This is a genomic window from Shewanella nanhaiensis (assembly GCF_019457885.1).
In the GTDB taxonomy this organism is placed as follows: domain Bacteria; phylum Pseudomonadota; class Gammaproteobacteria; order Enterobacterales; family Shewanellaceae; genus Shewanella; species Shewanella nanhaiensis.
Map to the genome: position 1 here is coordinate 14,180 of NZ_JAHZST010000004.1, position 26,441 is coordinate 40,620.

28 protein-coding genes are annotated in these 26,441 nt (G+C 42.7%); 16 read left to right on the plus strand and 12 right to left on the minus strand.

What is annotated here, in order from left to right; genetic code table 11:
- The first annotated feature begins 16 nt into the window (after positions 1-16).
- Complete coding sequence (gene yfcE / locus K0625_RS06730) at positions 17-574, plus strand: phosphodiesterase (protein WP_220108997.1); 558 nt, start codon at positions 17-19, stop codon at positions 572-574.
- Between the two features lie 73 nt (positions 575-647).
- Here the strand turns inward: yfcE and lpoB are convergent, their stop codons facing one another.
- The 4 genes from lpoB to K0625_RS06750 form a co-directional block, all read right to left on the minus strand.
- Positions 648-1,241, minus strand: a complete 594-nt coding sequence (gene lpoB, locus K0625_RS06735; RefSeq protein WP_181950444.1) for a penicillin-binding protein activator LpoB — start codon at positions 1,239-1,241, stop codon at positions 648-650.
- A 22-nt stretch (positions 1,242-1,263) separates the two neighbouring features.
- Positions 1,264-2,631, minus strand: coding sequence for a COG3014 family protein (locus K0625_RS06740; RefSeq protein WP_220108998.1), 1,368 nt, complete (start codon positions 2,629-2,631; stop codon positions 1,264-1,266).
- Between the two features lie 202 nt (positions 2,632-2,833).
- Complete coding sequence (locus tag K0625_RS06745) at positions 2,834-3,046, minus strand: SlyX family protein (RefSeq protein ID WP_065187640.1); 213 nt, start codon at positions 3,044-3,046, stop codon at positions 2,834-2,836.
- Positions 3,047-3,054: 8 nt separating this feature from the next.
- Positions 3,055-4,014: a WD40 repeat domain-containing protein gene (locus K0625_RS06750; RefSeq protein WP_220108999.1), complete on the minus strand. Its 960-nt coding sequence runs from the start codon at positions 4,012-4,014 to the stop codon at positions 3,055-3,057.
- 165 nt (positions 4,015-4,179) lie between these two features.
- On the opposite strand from K0625_RS06750, the gene fkpA reads away from it, so the two are divergent.
- On the plus strand, positions 4,180-4,959 hold the full coding sequence (fkpA, locus tag K0625_RS06755; RefSeq protein ID WP_220109000.1) for an FKBP-type peptidyl-prolyl cis-trans isomerase: 780 nt from the start codon (positions 4,180-4,182) through the stop codon (positions 4,957-4,959).
- Positions 4,960-5,226: 267 nt separating this feature from the next.
- Positions 5,227-5,601, plus strand: a complete 375-nt coding sequence (locus tag K0625_RS06760) for a YacL family protein (RefSeq protein WP_220109001.1) — start codon at positions 5,227-5,229, stop codon at positions 5,599-5,601.
- 67 nt (positions 5,602-5,668) lie between these two features.
- Here the strand turns inward: K0625_RS06760 and K0625_RS06765 are convergent, their stop codons facing one another.
- Positions 5,669-6,298, minus strand: coding sequence for a response regulator (locus K0625_RS06765; protein ID WP_220109002.1), 630 nt, complete (start codon positions 6,296-6,298; stop codon positions 5,669-5,671).
- 42 nt (positions 6,299-6,340) lie between these two features.
- Positions 6,341-8,044 (minus strand): nitrate/nitrite two-component system sensor histidine kinase NarQ, encoded by a 1,704-nt coding sequence (gene narQ, locus K0625_RS06770; RefSeq protein WP_220109003.1) that lies wholly within the window; start codon positions 8,042-8,044, stop codon positions 6,341-6,343.
- A 244-nt stretch (positions 8,045-8,288) separates the two neighbouring features.
- Here narQ and nrfA point away from each other — a divergent pair, with 244 nt between their 5' ends.
- The 5 genes from nrfA to K0625_RS06795 all read left to right on the plus strand — a co-directional run bounded on the left by nrfA (position 8,289) and on the right by K0625_RS06795 (position 12,632).
- On the plus strand, positions 8,289-9,689 hold the full coding sequence (gene nrfA / locus K0625_RS06775; RefSeq protein WP_220109004.1) for an ammonia-forming nitrite reductase cytochrome c552 subunit: 1,401 nt from the start codon (positions 8,289-8,291) through the stop codon (positions 9,687-9,689).
- 734 nt (positions 9,690-10,423) lie between these two features.
- Complete coding sequence (locus K0625_RS06780; protein ID WP_232846968.1) at positions 10,424-10,876, plus strand: GNAT family N-acetyltransferase; 453 nt, start codon at positions 10,424-10,426, stop codon at positions 10,874-10,876.
- Between the two features lie 144 nt (positions 10,877-11,020).
- A complete protein-coding gene (locus K0625_RS06785) occupies positions 11,021-11,317 on the plus strand; it encodes a hypothetical protein (RefSeq protein ID WP_220109005.1) in 297 nt (98 codons plus the stop codon).
- Between the two features lie 119 nt (positions 11,318-11,436).
- Positions 11,437-11,655 carry a hypothetical protein gene (locus tag K0625_RS06790; RefSeq protein ID WP_220109006.1) on the plus strand — a complete coding sequence of 73 codons (219 nt, stop codon included), beginning with the start codon at positions 11,437-11,439 and terminating at the stop codon, positions 11,653-11,655.
- Positions 11,656-12,296: 641 nt separating this feature from the next.
- Entirely contained in the window at positions 12,297-12,632 is a 336-nt protein-coding gene (locus K0625_RS06795) for a 5-carboxymethyl-2-hydroxymuconate Delta-isomerase (RefSeq protein ID WP_220109007.1), read from the plus strand.
- Between the two features lie 449 nt (positions 12,633-13,081).
- Here K0625_RS06795 and K0625_RS06800 read toward each other — a convergent pair whose 3' ends face one another.
- Positions 13,082-13,624 carry an isochorismatase family protein gene (locus tag K0625_RS06800; protein WP_220109008.1) on the minus strand — a complete coding sequence of 181 codons (543 nt, stop codon included), beginning with the start codon at positions 13,622-13,624 and terminating at the stop codon, positions 13,082-13,084.
- Between the two features lie 264 nt (positions 13,625-13,888).
- On the opposite strand from K0625_RS06800, the gene K0625_RS06805 reads away from it, so the two are divergent.
- From K0625_RS06805 to K0625_RS06825, 5 genes are all read left to right on the plus strand, one after another.
- Complete coding sequence (locus K0625_RS06805) at positions 13,889-14,227, plus strand: P-II family nitrogen regulator (RefSeq protein ID WP_012323619.1); 339 nt, start codon at positions 13,889-13,891, stop codon at positions 14,225-14,227.
- Positions 14,228-14,238: 11 nt separating this feature from the next.
- The gene (locus K0625_RS06810; RefSeq protein ID WP_220109264.1) at positions 14,239-15,489 is read left to right on the plus strand and encodes an ammonium transporter; all 1,251 of its coding nucleotides are present in this window, start codon (positions 14,239-14,241) and stop codon (positions 15,487-15,489) included.
- Positions 15,490-15,752: 263 nt separating this feature from the next.
- Entirely contained in the window at positions 15,753-16,961 is a 1,209-nt protein-coding gene (locus K0625_RS06815) for a DsbA family protein (protein ID WP_220109009.1), read from the plus strand.
- 53 nt (positions 16,962-17,014) lie between these two features.
- Positions 17,015-17,365 carry a hypothetical protein gene (locus tag K0625_RS06820; RefSeq protein ID WP_220109010.1) on the plus strand — a complete coding sequence of 117 codons (351 nt, stop codon included), beginning with the start codon at positions 17,015-17,017 and terminating at the stop codon, positions 17,363-17,365.
- Positions 17,366-17,470: 105 nt separating this feature from the next.
- Positions 17,471-18,679: a tetratricopeptide repeat protein gene (locus tag K0625_RS06825; protein WP_220109011.1), complete on the plus strand. Its 1,209-nt coding sequence runs from the start codon at positions 17,471-17,473 to the stop codon at positions 18,677-18,679.
- A gap of 83 nt (positions 18,680-18,762) precedes the next feature.
- Here K0625_RS06825 and K0625_RS06830 read toward each other — a convergent pair whose 3' ends face one another.
- Both K0625_RS06830 and K0625_RS06835 read right to left on the minus strand, forming a co-directional pair.
- The gene (locus tag K0625_RS06830) at positions 18,763-20,052 is read right to left on the minus strand and encodes a DUF4785 domain-containing protein (RefSeq protein WP_220109012.1); all 1,290 of its coding nucleotides are present in this window, start codon (positions 20,050-20,052) and stop codon (positions 18,763-18,765) included.
- 10 nt (positions 20,053-20,062) lie between these two features.
- Positions 20,063-20,920, minus strand: a complete 858-nt coding sequence (locus tag K0625_RS06835) for an esterase/lipase family protein (RefSeq protein ID WP_220109013.1) — start codon at positions 20,918-20,920, stop codon at positions 20,063-20,065.
- A gap of 719 nt (positions 20,921-21,639) precedes the next feature.
- On the opposite strand from K0625_RS06835, the gene aroG reads away from it, so the two are divergent.
- Positions 21,640-22,698, plus strand: coding sequence for a 3-deoxy-7-phosphoheptulonate synthase AroG (gene aroG / locus K0625_RS06840; protein WP_220109014.1), 1,059 nt, complete (start codon positions 21,640-21,642; stop codon positions 22,696-22,698).
- A gap of 67 nt (positions 22,699-22,765) precedes the next feature.
- On the opposite strand, the gene K0625_RS06845 is transcribed toward aroG, so the two are convergent.
- Positions 22,766-22,942 carry a hypothetical protein gene (locus K0625_RS06845; RefSeq protein ID WP_012323627.1) on the minus strand — a complete coding sequence of 59 codons (177 nt, stop codon included), beginning with the start codon at positions 22,940-22,942 and terminating at the stop codon, positions 22,766-22,768.
- Positions 22,943-23,242: 300 nt separating this feature from the next.
- Between K0625_RS06845 and K0625_RS06850 the strand changes: the two genes are divergently transcribed.
- Positions 23,243-25,018 (plus strand): ABCB family ABC transporter ATP-binding protein/permease, encoded by a 1,776-nt coding sequence (locus tag K0625_RS06850; protein WP_220109015.1) that lies wholly within the window; start codon positions 23,243-23,245, stop codon positions 25,016-25,018.
- Between the two features lie 73 nt (positions 25,019-25,091).
- Positions 25,092-25,355, plus strand: a complete 264-nt coding sequence (locus K0625_RS06855; protein ID WP_220109016.1) for a hypothetical protein — start codon at positions 25,092-25,094, stop codon at positions 25,353-25,355.
- 85 nt (positions 25,356-25,440) lie between these two features.
- Here K0625_RS06855 and K0625_RS06860 read toward each other — a convergent pair whose 3' ends face one another.
- Entirely contained in the window at positions 25,441-25,632 is a 192-nt protein-coding gene (locus K0625_RS06860; protein WP_012323630.1) for a hypothetical protein, read from the minus strand.
- Between the two features lie 177 nt (positions 25,633-25,809).
- Positions 25,810-26,349 carry a histidine phosphatase family protein gene (locus K0625_RS06865; protein ID WP_220109017.1) on the minus strand — a complete coding sequence of 180 codons (540 nt, stop codon included), beginning with the start codon at positions 26,347-26,349 and terminating at the stop codon, positions 25,810-25,812.
- Positions 26,350-26,441: the final 92 nt, after the last annotated feature.

Genomic DNA, 26,441 nt, shown 5'->3' on the forward strand with positions numbered 1-26,441 from the left:
CCATAGTGCCTATCTTATGAAACTCTTTTTTGCCTCGGATATTCATGGTTGCTTTGAAAGCGCCCAGAAGATGATTAAGGCTTTTGAACAAAGTGGCGCTCAGCACTTATTGCTACTTGGGGATATTCTTAACCACGGGCCGAGAAATGCCATACCTCAGGGATATGCTCCCATGAAAGTGGTTGAGTTACTCAATGGTTATGCTAATAAGATTATTGCTGTGCGTGGTAACTGTGACAGTGAAGTGGACCAGATGCTGTTGAGTTTTCCTATGATGGCTGACTATAACTGGGTGCTGCTTGACGACGGTCGTCGACTCTTCTTAACTCATGGACACCTTTATCGTAGCGATAACTGTCCGCACCTGAGTGCTGGCGACATTATCGCATCGGGGCACACACACCTGCCTGTTGCTGAAAAACAGGGGGAGATAATCCTTTTTAACCCAGGCTCTGTGACAATCCCGAGGGGAGAGAATAAACCTAGCTATGGTTTGTTGGAAGATAATAGATTGAGCGTAATGAGCTTTGATGGGGATGAGCTTAGCTTCTATAACTTAGTTCCTATAACTTAGCTTCTACAGTTAAGTAAAAAAATGCCAACCTAGAGGTTGGCATTTTCACACTTATCTTAATGCGCTTATCCGCTTATAAACCAAGGAAAGACTTAGATCTTACCTTGCGGATCTCTTTTTCATCAGACCATTCAATCAGACCTGTTTCAAGATCCATTAGACGCATGGTCATCTTGTAGTACACATCAGTGGTGCTGCCATCTTGCTTAACTATGCTAGAAAGATTGCCGTATAGCATATACTGAGCGCCGATTTGACGGCCAAAGTTGATGGCAGTAGAGGGGTCAACCATACCGGCATTATTTTGGTAATCCAGTTGTTTACGTACTGAGTCAACTTTAGTCATGTCGATAAAACGGAACTTACCAGAACGAAGCAGTTTATTGCTGATAGAGTCAGTGACAGACTCTGTATCGATATGCTCAGAGGTCTTGTTCTTAATCTTATCGACAAAGACGATAGGGCGATCGTTAGCCGTTAGCACCATGACTGGCGGGAAGGTTAACATGCTATCAACCATCTTAGATGTGATAGCTTGTAGATCGGTTGAACCAAAGTTTTCATTAACGGTTTCCACTTCTGTGGCATCCCCGTACTGAACTTTAGATTGGCAACCTGCTAGGCCAATCGCTGCTGCTAGCAGAAAAATTAGTTTGAAATGTTTCATAGTGAGTTCCATTAGATGTTGTTTAAATGATTATTGTATAAAAACGGGTGTAATTACCAGTGTCGATTACCCAAACCAGTGTTGTTCTTCCACTTTTTACCTCTATTGAGGCTGGAGCCGAGTTGTCCAATTGGACTGAATACTGACCTTGATTCACGTAGGTTCGTGCTATCTGAGCCTGCTTAGGCAAGGTTAGCCAGCTACGCCTGTCAGCTTGTTCTGTGACGACATTGAATATCTGCATGGCGATGGAGCCGAAATCGGTTTCATTGTTACGCGCTTTAGATTCGCTACGTACACTTCTAGCCATCTCTGCTTTAGCATAGGCCCTCGCTGCTTGACGGACCAAGGCGGCTGGTAGCTCCTCTTTTAGAGCTGTGATGGCTAGCGCATCAATATTAGCGATCGGTGCTGCGGTTAAACGCTTATCTAAGCCTCTTATTTGCCCCTTAGCGACAGGGCGGGAGTTAAATGGGTAGGTTGCCAGAGACGCAGTTTGCCAGCTACCGTGGACTCGAAATGGAACGGTTAGGCTCTGTTTTTCATCCACAAAACCACGCTCGACCAGCATGATCACTTCCCCTTCGCCCTTTTTCGGTTTAGCTGCTTTTCCCCAGCGCTTCTCAAACTCATCGGCTTGAGGCATTGAGAGCTGTTTCGCTAAGCGAACTAGGTCCTTTTGCACGTACGGGTTGTTGGGGGCGATTTGGGCGGCTTTACGGTAATCGATAAAGGCGTCATTGGGCTCCCCTAATATTTCGTGGAGCACTCCCGTGATGTAATAGCTGTAAGCATTTAAAAATGAGCTGGTGGTGCTTCCAGCCGCTTTCCCTAGCTTGTTGACTTCCGCGTCAATGGTGCCATTGGCAATCGCTTGAACCGATTCATTGGATTTCTGGTATCTGCGCTGCTCAGAGCTTTGCAAGTTATTGCTGCGCCTAACTTCGACGAGTGCTCCCTCTTTATCACCACTTAACAGGTAATTGAGTGCCTGGTATTGATGCAGCATCACTCTTTCATAACCTGGGCCGCGGTAGGGGATGACGTTATCGTTGATAAATAGGCTGCTGGCTGTGGCGCCAAGCTCTGATGCACTCAGGGTCGCCTTGTCATCAAACTCAAGGTAAGCGGCAACCGCTTGCTGGTAGTAGGCTTTACTGGCTTCAAAATCTCCAGCGATTTGAGCGACTCTGCCCGCTTCTTGGGCGTAGAGCAGGCCATCGGCACCTGAGATATTATCAGCAACCTCATCGGCACCCTTTATCGGATCATTACTGTTTATCTGCGCTTTTACCGGCGCGATCTGAGAGGGGTAATTAATGAAGATACTGTTAAATGCGCAGCCTGTTAGCGACAAGCTGAACAGTGGAATAAGTAGCCACTTCTTCATTGTGTCGCCCCAATTAGACTTACCTGCTGCATATATATCCTTTGGTTTGGACTGTGTTTAACACTATATCCTTTAACATCCGTATAATAGATTCAAGTTAAAACGCAGCATCTAAACATAATTTAGCTGAATATCTGCTGACTCACTTGTCAATTTTGTGAAATTAAGTTGAGTCAGCAGTATCTATTTATACTGATTGGCATTAATAGTGTGGCGGTGGTGTCTCTTCAGCTTGAGTCGCCATATTACTCGGTTCTACACTTTGTAATTTGCTGATAAGAACGCGTAACTGGTGTTGCTGCTCTGCAAGGAGGTCATTGAGCTTGATCACTTGTTGATCAAGGGCATCGATGGTGCTCTCCTGAAAAGCCAGTTTCATCTCAAGATCTTCGACTCGTTGTGCTAATTGTTCCATTTTTACCTCTAATGGACAGGTACTGGCCAAGTTTCCACAAGGCCGTTACTACTGATACTAATGATCCTATCTGGATCTTTGTTTGCGACAGAGTATACAACGGCTCCCTTAATTTGGGCATGTTTGGTTCGCTGAACTTGCCATTTAGCCAGTTTTTCCCCTGTTTTAACCTGCCACACTATCAACTCTCTCGCAGGAGTGCCTGTAATTAGCTGAGTATCATCGCTGGAGAAGCGCGCCGCCGAGAAGTTCATCTTCCTTCGGTGGATATTTAATTGGCTTATCACCTCACCAGTTGCGTTATCCATAATTTGAGCAACCTTAGTGCTATCACCCACAAAGGCGTAGGTGCCACTGGCGTTTAATTTGACCTTGATCACTCGATTACCCAGTTGCCAATCCTGTATTGGTTGACCGCTTGATGGGTTCCAAAGAATGGCGTGCTTATCGTTAGAGCCTGTCAGTGCCAGCTCTCCATCGGAGGAGAGGGAGACGCTATTGACCTTCTCGCTGTGTCCTAGAAATTTAATCAGCGTGCGGGTGTTGGGTCTCAGAGACATCACACTGCCATCATTTAAGCCGATAAGCAGTGCCCCATTGTTAGCGACATCGACACTTTGACCGCTAGAGGGGAGTGACCACCAACCCAGAGAGTGGCCATCAGAGATACGCCATAGGCCGACAGAATCGCGGCTAAGTGAAGCCGCATAGGCTTGATTTTCTGAGATGGCAGTATCGAAAGCACTGGCGCCAGCTTCACCGTGTCGCCAAGTAAATAGTTGTTTTTGCTTTTGAAGATCCCAAAGTTGTAGCCCGCTATTGGCGGTACTCACTAGCGCGAGATCCCCCTGTGAGGATAGACTGGCATCATAGCTAGGCTCGAAGATTAACTCTTGAGTATCCAGTGCTTGTGGCTGGCAAGCGGATAGAAGCAAAGTGTAAAAAATAACCAAAAAGATTTTTTTCATGAACTTGCTCCAAAAGTTGTTGTCTCTAGGTCAAGTGAAATTACATTATCATCTGAAAATGAAACTTGAATAATGTAATTGGAATATCATATTTAACTAGTATAAAGTGGTTCGCCTAATAGAGTAAGGTTATTGTAACTACAAGAAGATGCTGAGGAAGCTTTAATGAAATCAATTTATAAAATCTCACTGGTTGCGTTGGCCGTTATTGGTCTGTCAGCTTGTAATCAAGAACAAAAAACAACTGAAACTGCTGCCAATGTTGAATTGAAAACAGAAGCACAGAAACAAGCCTACAGCGTTGGCGCATCTATTGGTAAGTATATGTCAGGTCACATCAAGGAGCAGGAAGAGTTAGGTTTACCTGTTGACCGTAGTCTTATCATCACAGGTTTTAGCAATGGCTTGAATGACGAGCTTAAGCTAACCGAAGAGGAGATGCAGACTGTACTACAGACTCTTGATGAGAAGTTAAATGAGAAGCGTCAAGCTCAAGCGACCGCTTTAGCTGAGAAAGCACTCGCTGATAGCGCTGCATTCCTTGAGACAAACAAAGCCAAAGAGGGTGTTGTCACTACTGAATCTGGCCTTCAGTACGAAGTATTGACTCCAGGTACAGGTGAGAAGCCAAAAGCTGAAGATACTGTTCAGGTACACTATGTTGGTACATTAACTGACGGTACTGAATTTGATAGCTCTGTTGCTCGTGGCGAGCCAGCTAAGTTCCCACTAAACCGTGTTATCCCAGGTTGGACTGAAGGTGTTCAGTTGATGCCAGTTGGTGCTAAGTACAAGTTCGTTATCCCTGCAGAGCTTGCTTATGGCGATCGTGATACAGGTACTATCCCTGCTAACTCAACGCTAGTGTTTGAAGTTGAACTGCTCTCTATCGAAGAAGCACCAGCTCCTACTGCAGAAGCTGCACCAGAAGCACACGCACACTAATACATCATTTGTGTGAATGTAAAGGACGCTCAGGCGTCCTTTTTTATGTCTGGCCTTTAATGAGTATTCCAAACGTCCATGTAAAAATTGACCTTGTGTCTGATTTTTAATCCGTTTCTTTTTATTGCCCCTACCTAATCGTCACTCTACTTACTGAGCGACTTATTGAACTATTTACTGAGAGACTTATTGAATTAGGCTTTTAGTTACCCATACTACCCGCTATTGAGTTAAAATTAGCTTAGAGATATTTAAGGTAAAAAATTTATGGAATATGAATTTCGACGTAATACCTTAACGGGCACTGTGATGGCCAATTTCAGCATGGATCATGAAGCGTTAGGCTTTTGGTTTGCTGAGGAGCTAGGGGAGTGTGCTGAAAAGTATAATGAGATCTGCCAGGTTGTCGCTAAGCTGCAGTCAAATCAGCTAATACACTGGCGTATGGTGGGTAAAGCCCTCTCTTTGGAGTTAGATGCTGAGCAGGCGAGGATCTTTGCTAATGAGTTGGAAAATGGCGAAGAGTTTGAGCTTGAAGATGCCATGTCTCTCTATAATGGTGAGTCAGAAGCCTACTGCGGCCTAGAGGATTTTCAGGCAGCACTTGAAAGCTGGCATGTTTTCCTAACCGAGACTCATTAACTGATACTTATTAGTTCAGATGAAAAAGGCAGCGAGTCGCTGCCTTTATACTATTTTTGCATTTAGACTATTGATTTAGGTAACGAACTGCCATCTCGGTTCTCGATTTAGCATGACCTTTTCTCAATAGATTTTTCACATGCACTTTTACTGTCCCTTCGCTAATGTGCAGCAGTTCAGAGATCATTCTGTTGCTCTTTCCTTCGGCAACCTGTTCTAAGATCTGCAACTCCCTAGGGGTTAAGTTACTGAGCCAGTCATCCTCATCGGTGGCATCTTTAAGTTCATAAAGATACTCCTCAACAGATTCACTGATCACTCTGTGTCCCTGCATGGCATTTTTGAGCTTTTCAAGCAGTAGGTCTGGCTCTGTGTCTTTCAACAGGTAACCATCGGCGCCAGCACGAATAATACGAATCACATCTTGTTTGGCATCAGAAACCGTTAAGATCACGATACGTGATGTCACCCCTTCTTGGCGTAATGCATTGAGGGTGTCTAATCCTGTCATCCCTTTCATGTTTAGATCTAACAGAATGATATCTGGCTCATTGTCTTCAATGGCTGATAAGGCATCTAGCCCGCTACCCGCTTCACCAAAAAGAGTAAAATCCGAATCTGAAGTAATTAATTGGCAGATCCCACGGCGTAATAGTGGATGATCATCGACAACGAGAACTGAATATGGCTTCCCCATTTTTGTACCGACTCCTTGAGGTGTAAACATCTTAGACTTAATTTATTGAACAGGTTTTTGCTGAGGTGGAAAAGTGAGTGTCACTGTTGTTCCTCCATCAGGGTTGCTGCCAAACTCTACTATACCTGATAAGCGGCTCGCACGCTCATGCATAATGCCAATGCCAAAGTGTTGATCGCGCTCTTTGAGTTGTTCTATACCTACGCCATCATCGCTGATAGAGATGGTGACATGGGTATCTGAGCTTTTAAAACATTTTATCTTTATGTGCTGAGCCTGTGCATGCTTTATCGCATTGAGTGTCGCTTCTCGGGTCAACTGTAACACGTGGATATGCTGATGTGCGCCTAATAGTTGCAGCGGTAGCTTATAGTCCAACGAGATAGATATTTTTGACTGACTTCTTAGCTGATCTAACATCGCCTCAATAGCATGGTTCAGGTTAGGATCGTTAATGGTGAGCCTAAAGGTAGAAAGTAGCTCTCTCAACTGCACATAGGCGGTATTTACCCCCTCATTTATCTCTGCAATCTGTCCCTCTACTTGAGGGCTTCTACATGTGGTATCTAACCCCTTAGAGAGTAGATTTACCTGTATTTTTAAAAATGAGAGGATTTGACCTAGCGAGTCATGTAGCTCTCTGGCAATAACGCCACGCTCCTCCATTAACGCTAGCTGTTGTTTCTGCTCTCCAGCATTAAAGATAACGATGGAGCGGGCCAGCATAATGGCAAAATTATCAAATAAAGGGTGATTCGGCGTACTTGAGATCACCTCAAGGTAGCCCAGTTCGTAGTCTTCAAACTTTAATGGGTAGTGTATTTGATTCCCACTTGCTAGGGGCCAGCCATTATCGGCTTCAATCACTTGCTTGCTTTCCTGATCTTGTGAAATAACCAGACGTAAGAAGGTATGAGGTTCATGTTTACTGAGCTGGTTTAATGCTTTTTTCAGGGTTTTAATATCTAAGGTACCTGAGTGCAGCATGACTAGGTTGTCGTAGAGTAGCGTTAGTTCATTGTTGGCTCGGGTCAGTGCATGGGTCTTCTCCTCTACTTGGGATTCGAGGTTGCGATAGAGGGTAGATAGCTCCTTTGCGGTGCTGTCGAGTGCATCACTTAATGAGCTGAGTTCGATATACTCAGTTTTAGGCATTCGCACATCAAAATCGCCCTTAGAGATAGTGTTAGCTGACTCCATCAGTTGGTTTAGGGGGGCAACCACTTTTTTCTTGGTAAAGCGAACGGCTAAAAATGCAATAAATAGCATTAAACCTAAACCAAAAATCTGGCTTGCAGCCAGAATTTTTAACTTAAAGGCGGCATGAAGCTCAGTTTCAAGTACCAGTAGATCTATGGTATCGACAAAGTCTTTAAGTGAGGCGGCATAGAGGCGTGAGTTTTCATCTTCAATGTAGGATTTCATCACCTTCCATTTCTCAACTACTAGTCGATATTGATCCTCCAACTCTTGAGGACTATACCAGACAATAGAGCGCTTTAGTGCTTCAGAATAAAGGGTATTTTCAAACTCCTTTATCTTGTCTTCGGCCTCTTCACTTCCTGAATTAGCGTAAAACATTAAGCGATAGCTTTGCATTCGCAAGGAGCCAGATGCGTTGATGGCGCGGGCATCGCCTAAGCTATAGGTTAGGTTGATAATCGCAAAGGTTGCTAAACCACTGGATAATAAAATTAACGTTAACATTAGACCTAAAATGGTGGATGTTAGACTGCCGTTTTTCATTATATAAAAACTCACTAAATTAGAATTATTAAGCTATAAATTGAAGGTGATTAATTTAGTTAACCCTTTAGTACGTTAACAAAAATGCAAAAATGTGAGCAACAACACGTTCACATGTTGATCTACCGCAAACTTTATCTCGGATACCTCATAAGGGGTATATTTTTCCTATAAGTAAGAGGCTAACTTTGGCCTTGGAGATGTTGTGGTTATTAAGATTACTATAAAGTAACACGGAGATGAGATGGTGAGAATATTAACTAAAAAATCCTTTGCACTGAGTGCATTGGTCGCAGCAAGCCTGATGGCTTCTGGTGCGATGGCAAGTGATAAAACTGAGCCACGTAATGAGCAATATAAAGATAAGTTTTCTAAGCAATACAATAGCTGGCATGAGACTTCAGAGAGCGTAGAGATCACCGACGCACTCGAGCAAGATCCTAACCTAGTTATTCTTTGGGCGGGTTACGGTTTTGCGAAAGACTATAACAAGGCTCGTGGACATATGTATGCAGTGGCAGATGTTCGTAACACGCTGCGTACTGGCGCGCCTAAGTCTGATGCTGATGGTCCTATGCCTATGGCTTGTTGGTCTTGTAAGAGCCCAGATGTGCCTCGCATGATCGAAGAGCAAGGTGAAGACGGTTACTTCTCTGGTAAGTGGTACAAAGGTGGAGCTGAGATCGTTAACACTATTGGTTGTAGTGATTGTCACGAAAAAGGTAAGTCTAAGCTACGTATCTCTCGTCCATTCGCTGAGCGCGGCATGGAAGCGATTGGTACACCATTTGATAAAGCGTCTCGTAAAGATAAGCAGTCTATGGTGTGTGGCCAGTGTCACGTAGAGTACTACTTCGAGAAGACGGCCGATAAGAAAGGCTTTGTTAAGTTCCCATGGGACAAGGGTACCACTGTTGAAGATATGGAAGCATACTATGATGCTATCGACTTCGCAGACTGGACTCACAAAGTCTCTAAGACGCCAATGTTGAAAGCTCAACACCCAGGTTATGAAACTTGGCAGCTAGGTATGCACGGTAAGAACAACGTAAGCTGTACTGACTGTCACATGCCTAAGGTTAAGAATGCTGAAGGTCGCAAGTTTACCGATCATAAAGTGGGTAACCCATTTGATCGTTTCGAAGAGACCTGTGGTAATTGTCATGATCAAAGCAAAGAGTTCATGGTTAACCTAGATAAAGAGCGTAAAGCTAAGGTTAAAGAGATCCAGCTTAGAGCTGAAAACCAGCTAGTTAAGGCACACTTCGAAGCAGGTGCTGCTTGGAAAGCCGGTGCTACCGAAGCTGAAATGAAGCCAATTCTAACCGATATCCGTCATGCTCAATGGCGCTGGGATTATGCAATTGCCTCTCACGGTGTTGCCTCTCACGCTCCTGATGAAGCACTACGTGTACTAGGTACAGCGGTAGATAAAGCAGCTGATGCTCGCGTTAAGTTAGCTCAACTACTTGCTAAGAAAGGTGTACCACAGCCAATCGCTATTCCAGATATCTCTACTAAAGCGAAAGCACAAGCTGCGCTTGGTATGGACATGAAGAAGATGAATGCTGATAAGGAAGAGTTCAAGAAGACTGTACTTCCTAAGTGGGATGCTGAAGCTAAAAAGCGTGAAGCAACTTACTAAGCGATAAGCCTGAACTTGTACTGTACAAGTTAACAAAACCTGCATAGATAAAGCCCTCTTTTCCCAAAGAGGGCTTTTTTTCATCCTTCGAATGAAGGAGGTTACATTCTTTATTTTAGTTTCCGGCAGATATTTTATTGGAGGATGCGTTTGGAGGTTATGCTTTCATTTGTATTTACCGCTTGCAGCGTGCTTATGTGTAGACACTTCTGCGAAACGCCGCAAGTACGTTCCTTGTAGGCTCGACGATGGCATCCTTCCCATCAACGTCCGCAGCCGCATCTACACCTGCTGATTTTAAGCAAGAGTATCTCTTCGATTGTGGTTATTTGAGTTGCTAACAAAAAATACATCAAAATCATTTATCACTGATAAAAAGGTAAGTAGTACAAGTAAGAAGCTAAAGTGAAAGGTTTTTGCATCGCCTATAAGCTATGTCAGCCCTATCTTTTGTTGGTGTAAAAAGGAAGGAGGTTTAGAGTTAACAACTACTAAATGACTGTTTAAAAACATCTATATCTAATAGTTAAATCAAATCACATCACAAATATGCAAATTCTGGTTTTCACTATAAGAATAGTCAGTGAAATCGCAATTAATATTTTTGTAAGGCATTGAACATAATGTTATTTAAAGTTATTTTTCTAGTTAAAGTCAACCTGGCTGACTGTTCTTATTCGGAATTCAGCCTAATACACTGTTAAATATTTCTTAGGCTTTAAGAGGAAAGTGGCTTGATTGAATTTAAGAAAATATTATCTGAATCAGTGCCAATGAAGCTATTGCTTGAAGCTGATCCGTCCGAAACTGCTATCAAAAAATACTTAATAGATTCGGCTTGTTTTGGCGCGTTTGATGGTGATGAGATTGTTGGTATTTGCGTTAGTAAGTCATTGAATACCTCTACTTCTGAAATTTTTAATATAGCAATAAATCCTAAATATCAGCAGAAAGGTATTGGTTCAAAACTACTCCAATTTGTATTAAAAGAATTAACCACGATTGGCTACAGTAAAGTTGAGCTTGGAACGGGTACTTTTGGATACCAATTATCGTTTTATCAGCGTCACGATTTCAGAGTAGATTCCATTTTAAAGGATTTCTTCCTCGACAATTATGATGAAGAAATGTTTGAGAATGGAATTCAGCACAAGGACATGTTGCGATTAGTTTGCAGGCTACGTTGAGCCACATTTAACAATCGCATCAACACGATTTGCTACATTTGGTATTCTAGCTTTTCTTTGGCTTTACCATATTCAGTGGTAAATTTAAGCTTAATTTGCATGGCAGCAAACGTGTTATGCAGGCGTTATAACTCTTGAGGGAATATGAGTAATTCTGAAAAAGTTAATTGTCACCAACACGGAATAATGGACTACGCACTTGTATGCCAACACCTTGTAAATCAGAAAGAAAGTGACACTCCTATTGAGTATTTTTCTGGAGAAGATATCGGCGATCTAGATGAATCAGAAGTTGAGAATGTGTGGTGCAAATCGTGCGATGACACTCTTATTGAGCAAGGCGAGTGGAATGATGTTTCTGAAGCATTTGCTGCTCCAAAGGTTATATGTATAGCGTGCCTTCAAACTATTAAAAATAGGAATATGAAAGGCGAGCTATGACAAATAAGGATAGGCCGTGCGTAGCCGCGTTCTAGTTTCGATTTGGTCACCAGTATGGATGCTAGCTTTTCTAATTTCAATAAGGGATTAGGTTACATATTTACATTAAGGAAGATAGCGTGAATAAAGAAGAATTAACAAATATCTTCAAAAAAATGGGGGCAGATGATCCTGAATCGTGGGCCTTGAGTGAAATAGATGAAGATTCCACTTTAGACACATTTAACTTTCAAGCCCTGGGTTTCTATAAAAAACAGGGCTATGTATTGGTAGGTCACTTGATGGTTATTATGGGAAGCATAAACGCCACTATCTTCAGAAGCAACTGGTGTAAATAAAGGCCTATGGCTGTGTATTCAATACAGGATGGAGAGATTGAGGTTACAATATTCTAATAATTAATCTGAGTAATCATTTCGTTTTTAAGAGGGAGCTAGCACCTAATAGATCCTAATACTCTAAAAGTTGTCATTATTTTTCGGAGATAAGTTACTCCACGATTATTGGTGGAGTTAGGCTTAATCTCATAGTAAACAAGGAAGATATCATTTTGGGAATGATAATTTTAATGTTGATTACCGTAGTCCCTGTAAAAATTGGGGCGGAGCTGTTTGGTACAGAAAACAAGGGATCGGATTTTGCGTTTTGGCTGTTATTGTCGGAACTATATTATCTGTTGGTAGTGCCTTCATCATAGGCGGCTTGTTAGGTCTTATTGTTGCTTATGTTGTAGTTTCTATAGTCTACGGTAAGATCTTTCTATTCTCATTTCGTGGGAGTTTAGGCTTTACTCTAGTTGTCTTACTTATTCAAGTAGGAATCGTTCAGGGGTTGAACGATTTGGGTCTGTATCTGATTTCACCCACTTAACAAGTCCAAGCAAGCCTACTTCGTCAGTTGTCTTACTTTTACAAAGGTCGCAATAAATCACGTCAATTATTTTACGATTGTTGGCTCGCTAGCATTAGAGGAGAATTAAGTGCCACATTGTGTCATCGAGCATTCAGAAAATATTGAGGGTGATCTTTTGATTGCCTGTGTTTATCAGGGAGCTTTAGCATCAAATTTGTTTGAGGCAGAAGGCAGTGATATCAAGGTTAGAGCCTTGCCATATGCCAATTATCAAACAGGTAATGTAGAGCTAAAGTTTGTACATGTTACGTTAAAAATACTTTCGGGGCGTAACCTAGAGCAAAAATCACGATTAACCGAATTAGTTTTAGCACAATTAAAAAAGTTGCAAATGACGGATTGCTCAATCTCTGTTGAAGTTGCTGATATAGAGCGCGATAGCTACGCCAAGGTTATTGTGTAGGCACCGCTCTAATCATTGAATAGCACTCTGTAATCCTAAGTCTCACACCGAAAAAATATTCAAGTATGGAACAGAGCCAGCTGTGAATGCGGCTGTGGGCTTAGATTTCAAGGTGAGGTATCGCGAAAAATAAAGGGATCGGAGCGAATTAGCCTTTGGTCGTTATTCTCGATAAAGGGGTCGGAGCTAATAGGGGCTGATATACTTTTTCTAATCAATTGGGTCTAACTCACTTCTGTTCAAAAATGAGTTACAGCCCAAAACCTCAATCGAAGAGATAAATACTCAGGTGTAGGTACGTCAGTGAGCTTCGATGACATGGCCGTTCTATGACATCCTGTCACCACGGCATTTGTGAGTCCATTCACATCAGACGTCATCGCAGAGACTACAGGGATTGTACTTGCGTCGTCTCACTGAATCAGACAAGTAAAACAACCTTTGGCTAGTTACTTTATAAGTTTGAGTAACGCTTTAAACCTCTCTCCTACGGCTTCATGTTGAAGTTCAAACAGCAGTGATTCCATATTGGTGATCTGTGCGCCCTTGTGTTGCATCATCTCAATGCCTAGTTGCTTATTTGCATAGGTGCGTGAGGAGATGGCATCGACGATAAGATGAACATCAAAGTCGTTCTCTAGAAGATCGCTGCAGGTTTGGTATACGCATACATGGGATTCTATTCCGACTAGCAGTACCTGTGTACGATTTAGCGCGGTGAGCTGCTCTTTAAACTGCTCAGCTTGCCAGCCACTAAAATGCTGTTTTGCTATGGGAGAGCTGTGTTTTATCAACTCCTGATAGAGAATTGGGCTAGTTTGGCCCAGCTTATCGGGCAGTTGCTCTAACCATAATGTTGGAATATCAAATAGGGCGGTTCCCTTGATTAGGTTCAGTAGTGTTTGGTGTAGCTCTGCACTGCTGTCCATCACTTGAGCTAACTTTCCCTGAACGTCGACAACAACCAGTACGCACTCTTGTGGATTCAACATCTTTGCACACCTCTGATGATAGTGAGTTTTATTCTACAGCTAATCATCCTCTTTCCAATGCGCATTTGGTCTAACAGCTTAATGAAAAGGGTGCGCTAATTCTGTGCATTGAGTTTTTATGCGCACCTTAATGGTGCGCAATACACTAGGCAGATTTTAAGGAAGATAGCTAACTCATTAAAAGTTATCAGTTTGTTAACTTGGCCTGATGCTTGAATTAGTCATTAGCAGAAGTGATTAACAATTTAAGTTAGGGAGATTGGTATGAAACTGGTCAGCGCTATCATTAAGCCGTTTAAGTTAGATGATGTTCGTGAAGCGATTGCGGGTGTCGGTATTGAGGGGATGACGGTTACAGAGGTAAAGGGTTTTGGTCGTCAAAAAGGACACACTGAGCTATATCGTGGCGCAGAGTATCAGGTCGATTTCCTGCCAAAAGTTAAACTTGAGATCGCCACGAAAGCGGAGAATCTTGAGCTGCTTATTGAGTCGATTGTGAACGCTTCTCGCACTGGAAAAATTGGTGACGGAAAGATTTTTGTGTCGGATTTAGAACAAGCCATCCGTATTCGTACGGGCGAGCTAGATAACGAAGCACTTTAAGGGGATAGATGATGGAAGAGTTAGTGAAGTTAGGTGTGACGGTATCTGAATTAAGGTTTGCTTTAGATACCTTCTATTTTTTGATCTCCGGTGCGCTGGTTATGTGGATGGCTGCGGGTTTTGCCATGTTAGAAGCTGGCTTGGTGAGATCGAAAAACACCACAGAGATCTTAACTAAAAACGTATGCCTGTATTCTATCTCCTGCGTGATGTTTCTGATTGTGGGTTACAACATCATGTATGTTGATAATGGTGAAGGGGGCTGGTTACCCTCTATTAGCACCTTGATCGGCAATCAAGCTGAGGGAGCCGACCATGCTCTTGAGTCTGATTTCTTTTTCCAGGTTGTCTTTGTTGCAACGGCAATGTCAATTGTATCTGGTGCTGTGGCTGAGCGTATGAAGCTATGGGCATTCTTAGCTTTTTCAGTGGTGATGACAGGGTTTATCTATCCAGTTGAAGGTTATTGGACATGGGGTGGCGGTTTTCTCTCTGAAGCTGGATTTGTCGACTTTGCTGGTAGCGGTATTGTTCATATGGCTGGGGCTGCTGCTGCGATTGCTGGGGTTCTTTTACTTGGTGCCCGTAAGGGGAAATATGGCCCCAATGGGCAAGTTAATCCCATTCCAGGTTCCAACCTGCCTATGGCAACCTTAGGTATGTTTATTCTGTGGATGGGCTGGTTCGGCTTTAATGGTGGTTCGCAGTTATTAGTTTCAGATGCTGAAAACGCAACTGCCGTGGCTAAAATTTTCCTTAACACTAACTCGGCAGCAGCTTTTGGTGCGGTCTCTGCTTTGGTGGTATGTAGAATGGTGTGGGGCAAGGCGGATCTGACCATGATCTTAAATGGTGCGTTAGCGGGACTTGTTGCTATCACTGCCGATCCTCTCTCTCCCTCTATCGCCTTTGCCGGCGTGATAGGTTTAGTGGCTGGTGGTGTGGTTATCTTCTCTATTGTGGCATTGGATAGACTGAAAATTGATGATCCTGTAGGTGCTATCTCAGTACATGGCGTTGCTGGGTTCTTAGGCTTGATGTTAGTGCCGTTATCAAACGCAGATGCTACTGTGTTAGGTCAGCTTTACGGTGCAGGTGTTATCTTTGCTTGGGTATTTAGCGCTTCACTTGCTGTGTGGTATGCCCTGAAGTTGAGCATGGGGATCCGAGTGAGTGAAGAGGAGGAGTATAAAGGAATGGATGCCTCTGACTGTGGTATCGATGCCTATCCCGAGTTTGTCTCAATTAAGAGCGCTCGTTAAGTTTAACACCTCTTTTTCAATGCAAGTTTTCAATGCCAGCCTTCAGGGCTGGCATTTTTGTTTGTCCCAGTCCGCTCTTAACGTGGATGGCTATCAAATTGGGGCTGAATCGACTAAGTTAAGTTTGAGTCCACCATGAAGGGGTCACAGCAATCATATCTGTCATCAAATCTTACCTTATCTCCTACCTTGCACGCGGGATCAGCAGTGAAGGCTGGCTAAGTGTCAAGAGGTGTCTCCATGAGGTCAAGCGCCGCTTATTGATGCGAGAGCATAGGCTTGAGGTCTTTATTGATCTTCAAGATCCATACTCCTATCTGCTCCTACAGGCACTTGTTGAATTCAGACCCCACTACTTTAGCCACCTTAAATTAGCATTTCATTTTTACCCCGTGAATTGCCAGGATAGTGAAGCATTCCCTGAGTTGGCGCTTTGGAAGGCTAATGCTTTTGATGATGCCAGCTATTTTGTAGAGCGTTATGGTTTTGATTTCCCAGCAAACAAGCCAATGCGCTCTGATGGTGAGCTAAGGTGTGCGCAGGCGGCACTCTTTAAAGCTGAGAATTCGCTTACCGCTTGCTTGGCCGTGTTTCGCCATTTTTGGCATGAGGGAGCCGAGCTAGATAGCGGCTCATTGAATTGCGATTCACTGCTTGATGAAAGGCTTGATACAAATAACCATTATCTTAATCGCCGTGGTCATTACATGGGGGGCATGCTCTATTATGCTGGAGAGTGGTATTGGGGAGTCGACAGGTTAGTTCATCTTGAGCGGCGTTTGATTAAGCTTAAAGGTCTTAATCTGCAAACATTATTTGATAAAAGTGATTTAGCATTTAAAGGTTTTAAAGAGAGAAAAACTAAGGTTTGTGAACATCTGCCTCCTCTTACTCTCTACTTTTCTATCCGAAGTCCATACTCTCATCTGGGGTTAGAGCAAGCTGTTCGTATGAGTGAGCACTATGGAGTCAAGTTAGTCGTTAAGCCTGTACTTCCTATGGTGATGCGAGGCTTATCAGTTTCCAGTAAGAAGAAACTGTACATATTTCATGATACTAAGCGTGAGGCGCTGAAGCGAGGAATTCGTTATGGGTTTGTGGCCGATCCCTTAGGCAAAGGCGTAGAGCATTGTTACGCCCTGTTTGATTATGCTTGCAGACAGGGAAGGGAGGTGGAGTACCTTTTGGCTTACTCCAGAGCGGTGAATACACAGGGAATTAATAGTAAGAGTCTGTCAGGGTTAAAAAAGATAGTGCAGATGGCGGGGTTAGATTGGCAGGATGCGCAAACAGAGCTTAGCAGTGAGGACTGGCGTGATTGGGCGAAGCGAAATCTAGAGGAGTTGTATGAGCTCGGGCTTTGGGGCGTGCCAAGTTTTAGCTATAAAACGTGCCAGGTATGGGGCCAAGATCGGCTATTTAGAATTGAAGATGAAATTTTAGAAGATATTAAGCGTGTTGAGCAAACTTGAGCAGTATCTGCTTAGCGTGCGATAATTAATCGTGATTATTGATGGAGTAAAGTATGAATATCTGCCGGCGTAAAATCGTGTCTACTCTTGCTCTCTTTTTACTTGTGGCAGGCTTTTCTCATACAGCGACAGCTGGTCAAGTTGTGGTACGTAAATCCAGCGAGCCGTTTGATGCTTTTGCGGTTAGAGATCAAGTGTTACTTGAGCATGAGTGGAAGGAGGCCTTAAGGATGCAGCAGCAAATTCAGATCCTGCAAGCTCTGCCTTTAGCCTGTACTCCCTATTCTCATCCCTACATCTATTATCGATGTAATGGCCTTTTTTATCGACCTTATCAATATAAAAACAAGGAGTTATACATTCAAGTTGATGATGTTATGTCTGCCTCTGAACAGGTAGAGTAATCTCTCTTTCTGCTTGTTAATCTTTTGTAACGCATTAGCCTTGTCTGTTTTTTGCTCATTCATGTACACTGAGTTTAACCTCTTGCTAGATTAAAGTTGGTGTCCATGAAATCGTTTAGCTCTAATTTTTGCTGTGTTAAGCCTAGTCTCTCCAAATCTAGTCTTCTGTTTATCTGTTTGCTTCTTATCTCTCTTCAAGCTTGTACCTCTACCTCTAATACCGCTCATGTTAGCCAAATTGAGCAGTACTTTTATGATGAACATTTTACTGAGGTGGATGGGCTTCCTCAGCCTGATGAGCTCTTTTCGTTACCGGATGATGCAATAAGAGAGCTCAGGACAGAGCTACAGCGGGCCAAATTAACTAAGTCGAATAACATGCTGGCCAATGAGTGGTTGGCTGAATATATCAATGCCGAAGAGGGAGCGTTTCAGTATCGAGATAACATGACTCGAGTTGCTAGCGAAACCTTCAGCGAGCGTGCGGGAAACTGTTTATCTCTGGTGCTGCTGACATCGGCCTTAGCCCAAGAGTTAGGAGTCGAGGTCGAGTTTCAGGAGATTGAGGTGCCTCCTGTTTGGGATAAGCAGGGGGGATTTTATCTAGTGAATGGTCATATTAATTTAAGACTACTGCCATTAAGTCATGGTGATACTGTGCATATGTTAAAGCGGGCTATTCAGGTTGATTTTCTGCCTGAGCGGGCTGTTCGAGGTTTTGATAAGAAAAAAATCAACAAAAAGACAGTTACAGCAATGTTTTACAATAATGTTGCCGCTGAATCTCTGGTGATGGGGGATTATGATAAAGCCTATGGCTTTTTAAAGTTAGGTCTGCAAGAGATGCCAAGTTATATGCCCGCACTGAACACGTTGGCGGTGCTCTATCGCTACAAGGGATTAAACCAAGAGGCTGAAACACTCTACAAGTTGGCACTGGAGATAGATAACTATGATATGAACGCCCTCTATAATTATGCCGTGATGCTAGGAGCACAAGACAGGCTTGAGGAGTGGGCAGCTGTGCATAAGCGATTAGAGTTGGAGCGAATCGATAACCCCTATTATTACTACGATATGGCTCAGCAAGCCTACTTTGATAAGGAGTATCAAGATGCACTACTTTGGTATAAACGTGCGGTAGCAAAGGCGGATTATCGCCATGAGTTCTATTTCGGTTTATCCAGAGCTTACTGGCAAACAGGTGATGAACGGCGAGCGCAGGCGAACATGAAGAAGGCCCTTAATCTTTCAAATGATGAGAATAACAAATTAAAGTATCAATCTAAGCTGCATGCGATGAAGAGTCATTAACTCCTATTAGCCAATAGGATAAAAAAATGCTCCTTAAAATAAGGAGCATTTTTGTTCGTCGTGAACAGTTATACTGATTGGTATTAGTTTAATGTCACTCCATGGGCTTGGTAGCTTAGCCTTGCCATCTGCCCCTGATCTTTAAGGGTTAATCCTTGTAACTTATAGGGAGGCTTTAAACCAGACTGAGCAATGAGCTGTGTGTCTAGTTTTAAGGTGAGCTTAGTCGAGTCAGGCGTTAACCAATCGGCTGATTCAGTTCTTAGGATTGGCTTATCATTGTCCTGCGTATCGACCCCTGTCAGAAAGCCTGCAACAGAGAAACGTCCCGCTTTTTTCATCTCTAAAGTTAATGTGAGTGAGCTTGGTATCCCTTGCTCCCAACTTGTAGAGATCTCTGGTTGGATCTTTGCCGATGGCACAAACTGCTTAAATGCCTTCTTAACGGTTCTGATAACCTGTTTACCAGCAACCTTGGTTTTCACTTCGAGTTGGATCTCACTCAGACCTGAGTTGCTAACAGGCATAGCATTGAGTTCAGGTAGCTTGGCGCTCCACTGGCCATTAACCTGCTCAACTTCTAGTGCTTGATAGTAGCCATTGGCGTGTTTAAGGCTTGCTTTTGGCTTTAACTGAGTCTGGTTATTACTTAGCTCAAGTTGAAATGGCATTGAGGTTTGAGCCGATGAAAGGCTATCTTTGCTAGTTAACTTTAGTTTGTAAGGGGAGTGCTTCTCCTTCACGTTCACCATATAGCTGGCGTTGGGTTCGAGCTTCTCGCTTACTTTCAATCGATATTGGCCTGCGGTTGCATCTGAGGAGAGTATTAAGGCGCTGGAGTCATCTGTTAGACCTGCAGTGGCAAGAGCTTGCGAGTCTGCCAGTGATTTTATGTATGAGCGACTTTGACTCTCCTTATCGCCCTCTTTGAGCAGTTGAATCGTTTCAGGCTCAATCGCTTTACTGTGGGTTAATGTACCTGAGCTTGTATCACCTCTGGGGGAGATGCGGATCACACTGGAGGCTTGGCTTATTGCTAATTTAACACCGCGATTTAGCTCATCGCCAGTTACCTTAGTCCAATACTCATCACTTTGAACTGAGCGCGCTATTACAGGTGGTGTGAGTGTATAGTCTGATGGGACTTTTGTGACAAAACTAACCGCTTCTGGGCTGCTGTTGATGGGGGGAAGCGTGGGCTCATTGATCTCAGTTGAACCAAAGTCACCTGTTTGAGGCGCTGCAAGGATGAAGCTTTTCGTCTGCTGCTTAGCAACTTCAACCTGCGGCTCTTCTGTTTGGGCGTCATCCTGACAGGCGACCAATAAGCTTGCCATGGCTAGAGATGTGGCTAAATGTGTTAACTTTTTCATCTGTGGTCTCCTATATATGATCGCGAATAATGGTGTGCAGGTTGAAACAGTCACGTCGGCTCTGTTGGTGACTCAAGGGCTCACTGCCTCTTGTGCGCTGCTTATCTGTGAACCAGACACTACCTGCTGCGCTTTGAGAGCTACACTCTAAAAAACCATCGGAGCAATCATCTAGCCAGTTTTGAGTGGTTTCTAAAGCCACTTGGTATTGGTATCCAGCGCAGTAACTATCACCATCCCAAATTGCCGAGTCGACATCGGAGCCAACAACTGCTTCAAAGGGGGCGCTTAATGAAGGTCTGCCTTGGGTGCCATTAAGCCAAGTGCTGTTGTAATAGCTCATCCAGCTCACTTGTTGCTGTTTAACAGCGTCACTGCCATATCCCAATATCCAACCTAAAGTTGTTTCAAATACTGAGCCTTGGTTGACGGCGTCGGCCAGTGGAGTACCACCACTAGAGGGGGCGATAGCAACGACTCGGTTAACGGCATTGATAATAGTAGGGTATCGGCTATCCCAGGTTGGATTTGACAGTATCCACCTGACCACATTGCCACCATTAGAGTGGGTAATTAGGGTGAGGTCATCGATATTTTTGCTATCGATAAATTGAGTGAGTTGGGTTGCAAGGCAACCAGAAGCTGCAGCATCCCACATATATTGATCAAAATCGCAGTTAACGACCATGTAGTTATTAGGTTGCGAGATACCTTGGCGAATTGTGTTGATAAAATTTGGATTCCAGTAATCGTTGAGTGCATCACTTTGGTCTCCGGTTCCATGTACAAATGCGACCCCACTTGCACTTTGGGCCAATGGGCTGACAGCAAACAGACCCAAGAGTAGTAACTTGTAGTAATGTTTCATTGGCTTTTCTCTTTATTATATTGTTAATCGGGTAAAGAGGTCTGACGTCAGACCTCATTGGCACAACCTAACGGCTAGTTTTTGTGCTATCAAGTAAAATCGGTAGTACATTAGTACCCTTTAAACTAAAGGCATGCAGGTGCTGTTTGAAATTTTATCTTCTATCTAGATTTGGCAGTAGTTAGAGACGATAAATAGTGAAGGGGTTTGTTTTAAAAAATTTTTTACTTCGTTTCTATATTTTTCGGGTGCGAGATAATTATCTTATTTTTGGTTTTTTATGTGTAATTAATCTATTTTTATTACCGTTGTTAGTAGTTAGTACTGCTTGGGTTAAGATGCTGTAGAACGTTTTCTAACCTGTTTTAGTTTGTTTACTAGTATGGGATAACGGCTTGATTAATCATGATTTCGTTAATTGCCCATCCTCTCAAAAATCCATTTTGAAAAGTTTTATATATCTGCATTTGAGCTCCTATGCTGGTTAAAAGCTAATATATTGTTAAAGTTGTTGTGTTGAAAATGCCATGAATTCAGCTTTAGTTTAATAATAAAATTGAAAGGGAATATTTTAACTTGTTGATAATAAAGGGGTGAAATCTTTATTGTGTTTATTTGTTATATCCTAATTGCATTATTGGTTAATACTGGATAAATTGAACTTAGTAGCATTGCCGAGAGAAATTTGTTTAACAGTAAGCCGGAGTAAGTTGATAACCATGTATTATAAAAATGATGATGTACGAATAAATAAGATCAAAGAGCTATTGCCTCCCATTGCGATTCTGGAACGATTTCCGGCAACCGAGAACGCGTCGGCAACGGTTTTTAATGCACGTGACAATATACATCACATTCTTAGAAAAAATGATGATCGCTTACTGGTCGTTGTCGGCCCTTGTTCGATTCATGACCCTGTAGCGGCGCTCGAATATGGCCGGAAACTGGTCAAGCTAAGAGAGCAGTATAAAGACCAGCTTGAGATAGTGATGCGAGTCTATTTTGAGAAGCCTCGCACGACCGTAGGTTGGAAAGGTTTGATTAACGATCCTGATATGGATAACAGCTTCAAGCTCAATGATGGTTTACGAACTGCACGTAAGTTGCTGCTGGATCTTAATGATACGGGGATGCCAACAGCCGGTGAGTTTCTTGATATGATCACGCCTCAATATGTGGCAGATCTCATGTGTTGGGGAGCGATTGGTGCTAGGACTACAGAGTCTCAAGTGCATCGCGAGTTGGCATCGGGTCTATCTAGCCCTGTTGGTTTTAAAAATGGTACCGATGGCACTATTAAGGTCGCTATAGATGCGATTGGAGCGGCAAGTGCACCTCACCACTTTCTTTCTGTGACCAAGTTTGGCCATTCAGCCATTGTTGAGACGAAAGGAAACGCTGATTGCCACATTATCCTTCGTGGTGGCAAAGAGCCTAACTACAGCGCCGAGCATGTGAGTGAAATTAAGCAGCAGCTTGATAAAGCAGAGCTGGATCTCAACATCATGATCGATTTCAGCCATGCTAACAGTGCTAAGCAGTTTAAACGTCAGTTATTAGTAGGCGAAGATGTTGCGGGTCAATTAAGCAAAGGTGACAAAGCCATTTTTGGTGTGATGATTGAAAGTAATCTTATTGAGGGGCGTCAGGATTATATTCAGGGCGAGCCTTTATGCTATGGACAGAGTATTACCGATGCTTGTATCGGATGGAATGATACTGAATCGCTGCTTGAGACACTAAATCAAAGTGTCAAAGCTAGACGTGATAATATATAAGTTAAAGCAGATGTAAAAAAGGAGGCTAAAGCCTCCTTTTTTATTGTCAAACATTGGCTTATAGTAATTAGCCTTTGCCCTGTTTAACTATATATTCGTTGGCTTTAGCAAGACTTCCAAATGAAGCAATGAGGTTATTTTGACCTTTTTTCTGGATATCAGTGTCGCCCGATTGGGTCATCATCCATACCCAGGTTTGAATGAGAGGCAATGGGGGATATTGATTTTTTGATGAATCCAGCATGTATATTTCCTTAAAATAACTGAGCAAGAAATAGTGATTCCTTACCTTGAGCGGCTGTAAGCTTCTGGGTCGAAGAGTATCAAATTCTTTTCATTTGCATAACAGCAATTGGCTTCATTCAAGCCATATTAAAAAATAATCACACGTGTCGATACCTTAGTCTATATTATTTTTTATCTTTGTCAGTCAAAAGTATTACTTGGGTTTTAATTAAACAGGGTTGGTAAGATGAAAATTGAATATACTTTAATCTGTCATACCGAGATTTTTTAGTTCAACAAACTTATAAATGGAATTTTAATGCGCCCTTCTCTCTATTTCGATGGACCTGTAGATAAACTAAATTGGCATGTGCTTAAACTCCTGTGGCCCTACCTTTTTGAGTATAAAAAGCGCGTTGCTTTAGCTCTTTTATGTTTAATTATCGCTAAAGTTGCCAGTGTTTCTTTACCCTTTGTGCTTAAATCTCTAGTTGATACATTGACTGAAGCGTCACCTGAGCAGTTGATTAGCGTGCCTATCTCTTTGGTTATCGCTTATGGGTCACTGCGCCTGTTAAACACCCTTATTTCTGAAGTTAGAGATACCCTTTTTGGCCGAGTGACTGAGCGTGCTATACGTCGTTTAGGCCTGTCTGTTTTTGAGCATCTGCATCGATTAGATCTCGAGTTTCACCTAGAGCGCAGGACCGGAGGTTTATCCAGGGACATAGAGCGGGGAACCAGCGGGGTTAACTTTTTGATGCGATTTATGGTGTTTAATATTGTGCCGACAATATTAGAGATCGCTCTGGTGATAGGCATTCTGTTTTACAACTATGGGGTTGCATTTGCAACGATTACCTTAGGAGCTGTTGTGGCCTATGTGGCTTTTTCCGTATTAGCTACAGAGTGGCGAACAGGTTTTGTGAGAGAGGCAGCAAAAGCCGATTCACACTCAAATTCTCGTGCAATAGACAGCTTGCTTAATTATGAGACGGTAAAATATTTCAACAATGAAACCTATGAAGCGCAAAGGTATGACATGGCACTGGAGGAGTGGGAGCATGCAAAGCGCAAGAATCGTTTATCTCTTTTTGCGCTCAATGCGGGTCAAGCGTTTATTATCTCAACGGCAATGACCTTGATGCTCGCCTTAGCAGGATCTCACGTGGTGAGTGGCGAAATGACTATAGGTGATTTTGTGTTGATAAATGCTTTTATGATGCAGTTATTTATTCCACTGAACTTTTTAGGTTTTGTCTATCGCGAGATCAGAGGGGCACTAGCTAATATTGAGCGTATGTTTGGCTTATTAGACAGAAAGCCTCTGATTGAAGATAAAGAGAATGCAAAAAAGCTGGCGATAGGAGCGGGTGAATTAACATTTGAGGATGTTAGCTTTAGCTATGATTCCCGTCAGATCTTAACATCGATCAGCTTCTCTATTTTACCGGGTCAGAAAGTGGCGATTGTCGGCGATAGTGGTGCCGGCAAGTCAACCATAGTGAAACTTCTGTTTCGTTTTTATGATGTAGATAGCGGTAGCATCAGTTTAGATGGGGTAAATATTGACTCACTAACTCAACATGCTCTGAGGCAATCCATAGCGATAGTGCCCCAAGATACAGTGCTCTTTAATGACTCCTTATTAGAGAATATTCGTTATGGCAGGCCAGGTGCTAGTGATGATGATGTTGCTGAGGTTATTAAGATGGCGCACCTTGCTCACTTTGTTAGCTCCCTGCCCGAAGGCTGGGATACTAAGGTAGGAGAGAGGGGATTAAAGCTTTCTGGCGGTGAGAAACAACGGGTTGCGATTGCAAGAGCGATCTTAAAGGGCTCTCCTTTATTAGTGTTTGATGAGGCGACATCATCACTCGATAGTCACTCTGAACAGGCGATATTAACCGCATTGAAAGAGGTGGCTAAGGGGCATACAAGCTTGGTGATTGCACATAGATTATCGACCGTGGTTGATGCCGATCAGATTATAGTGTTGAGCCAAGGTCAAATTGTTGAAACAGGCGACCATTCATCTCTATTAAAAAACAATGGTTTATATTCCAAATTGTGGACTATCCAAAATCAAAAATGAGAGTTCAGCATAGGTTCAGCTAAGCAGTTGTATAATAGCCATACTCAAAGATAACAACTTGGTGAGATAATTGATGAAGAATATTCCTTTGCAAGTCAACATTGAAGGTCAGGATAGCACTGTTGATACTGATTGGTTGGCGATAATGGCAACCTTAAAAAAACGCGGGCTGTCACAGAGTGAATTATCTACCATCTATCAGGAGTTATCTGCGGGAATGCGTGTGACAACTCGAGGCTTAACCTTAGCCGAAATCAAGCCCAGCATCGCTTTAGATGGGATTATTCGTGAAACTAAATTTTCAGAGAATGATTATGTGGGCATGATGCGCGCGTAAGCTTAATGCTAGTCTTCCAACTTGACTTAGTCTCTAGCTAAAAAAGTCTTCTAGCTAAAAAGAGTAGAAGCTATTGTGCTGAACTCTATTTGGTCTTCCAGCCTTTGCATGACAAACTGATATTTTTAGGTTCAGTTGGCATAGGTAATAAGCTGATGATCTCGCCTTGGTGATAGCAAATCGTCTCTCCCTCAATAACCGTAAAGCGTTCACAGCTTTGACAGCTTAGTGACGGCTCCTTAGTTGATGGAACTTGATTTACATATTCTGAACTCAATTCGAACTCCTCATTAATTTGTTAGGTGTATTGGTTTTCACAGGCGCGGATTGTGAAGCATGTCTCAATAAAACGCCAGCACTCATTATTGGTAACTCATCATATTTGAGCAATTATACTAATTGCTAATATTCATTTCTAATTCTTCCCTATTGCTAGGTTATAATATCTATCTGTTTAATCACCATATTTTGTGTGGATTAAGCCAACCTTGTTATCAGGTGAGATAGATAAAATGTATATATTGTTGTAGTCAGTTTCAGCTATTTTGTCGATCTCAGGTCCGCCTAATGCAGTAATAAGCATTGAAATCGTATTAGAGTGACCGGCGACTAGCACATTGCCAGTTTCAGCTTTAATGGCTTTAGCTCCCTCTCTTATATGTTTTTTTATTCCACCCTCTAGTCCCATGATTTTTATCACCATATCTCTACTTTTACTGATAGGTTTAAGGGTGGCTTGAGTGCGCTTAAAGGGAGTGGCGTATAGGGCACTGAGTGGCATCTCCTTTAGCGCAAGGCGTAGTAGATCCGCGCGCTGCTCACCTGCTGGCGTCAAGGCTGGATCTTTTCCTTGGTGTTGTTGCTTCTCTGCATGCCTTACCAAGATAACGACTTTACCCTCTGGTTCGATAGCTGAGAGCTTAGGTTCTGAGGCAAGAAGAGGCGTGGTAAAAAAGAGTAATAAGATAATGGGGAATAAGAGAAATCTTGTCATATTTAGTCACCTATTTTTTCGAATATAGCAAGATAACAAATTAAATTAATAAAAACTAAAGTTGCATAAAAAATGGTCGATAATGATTGTAT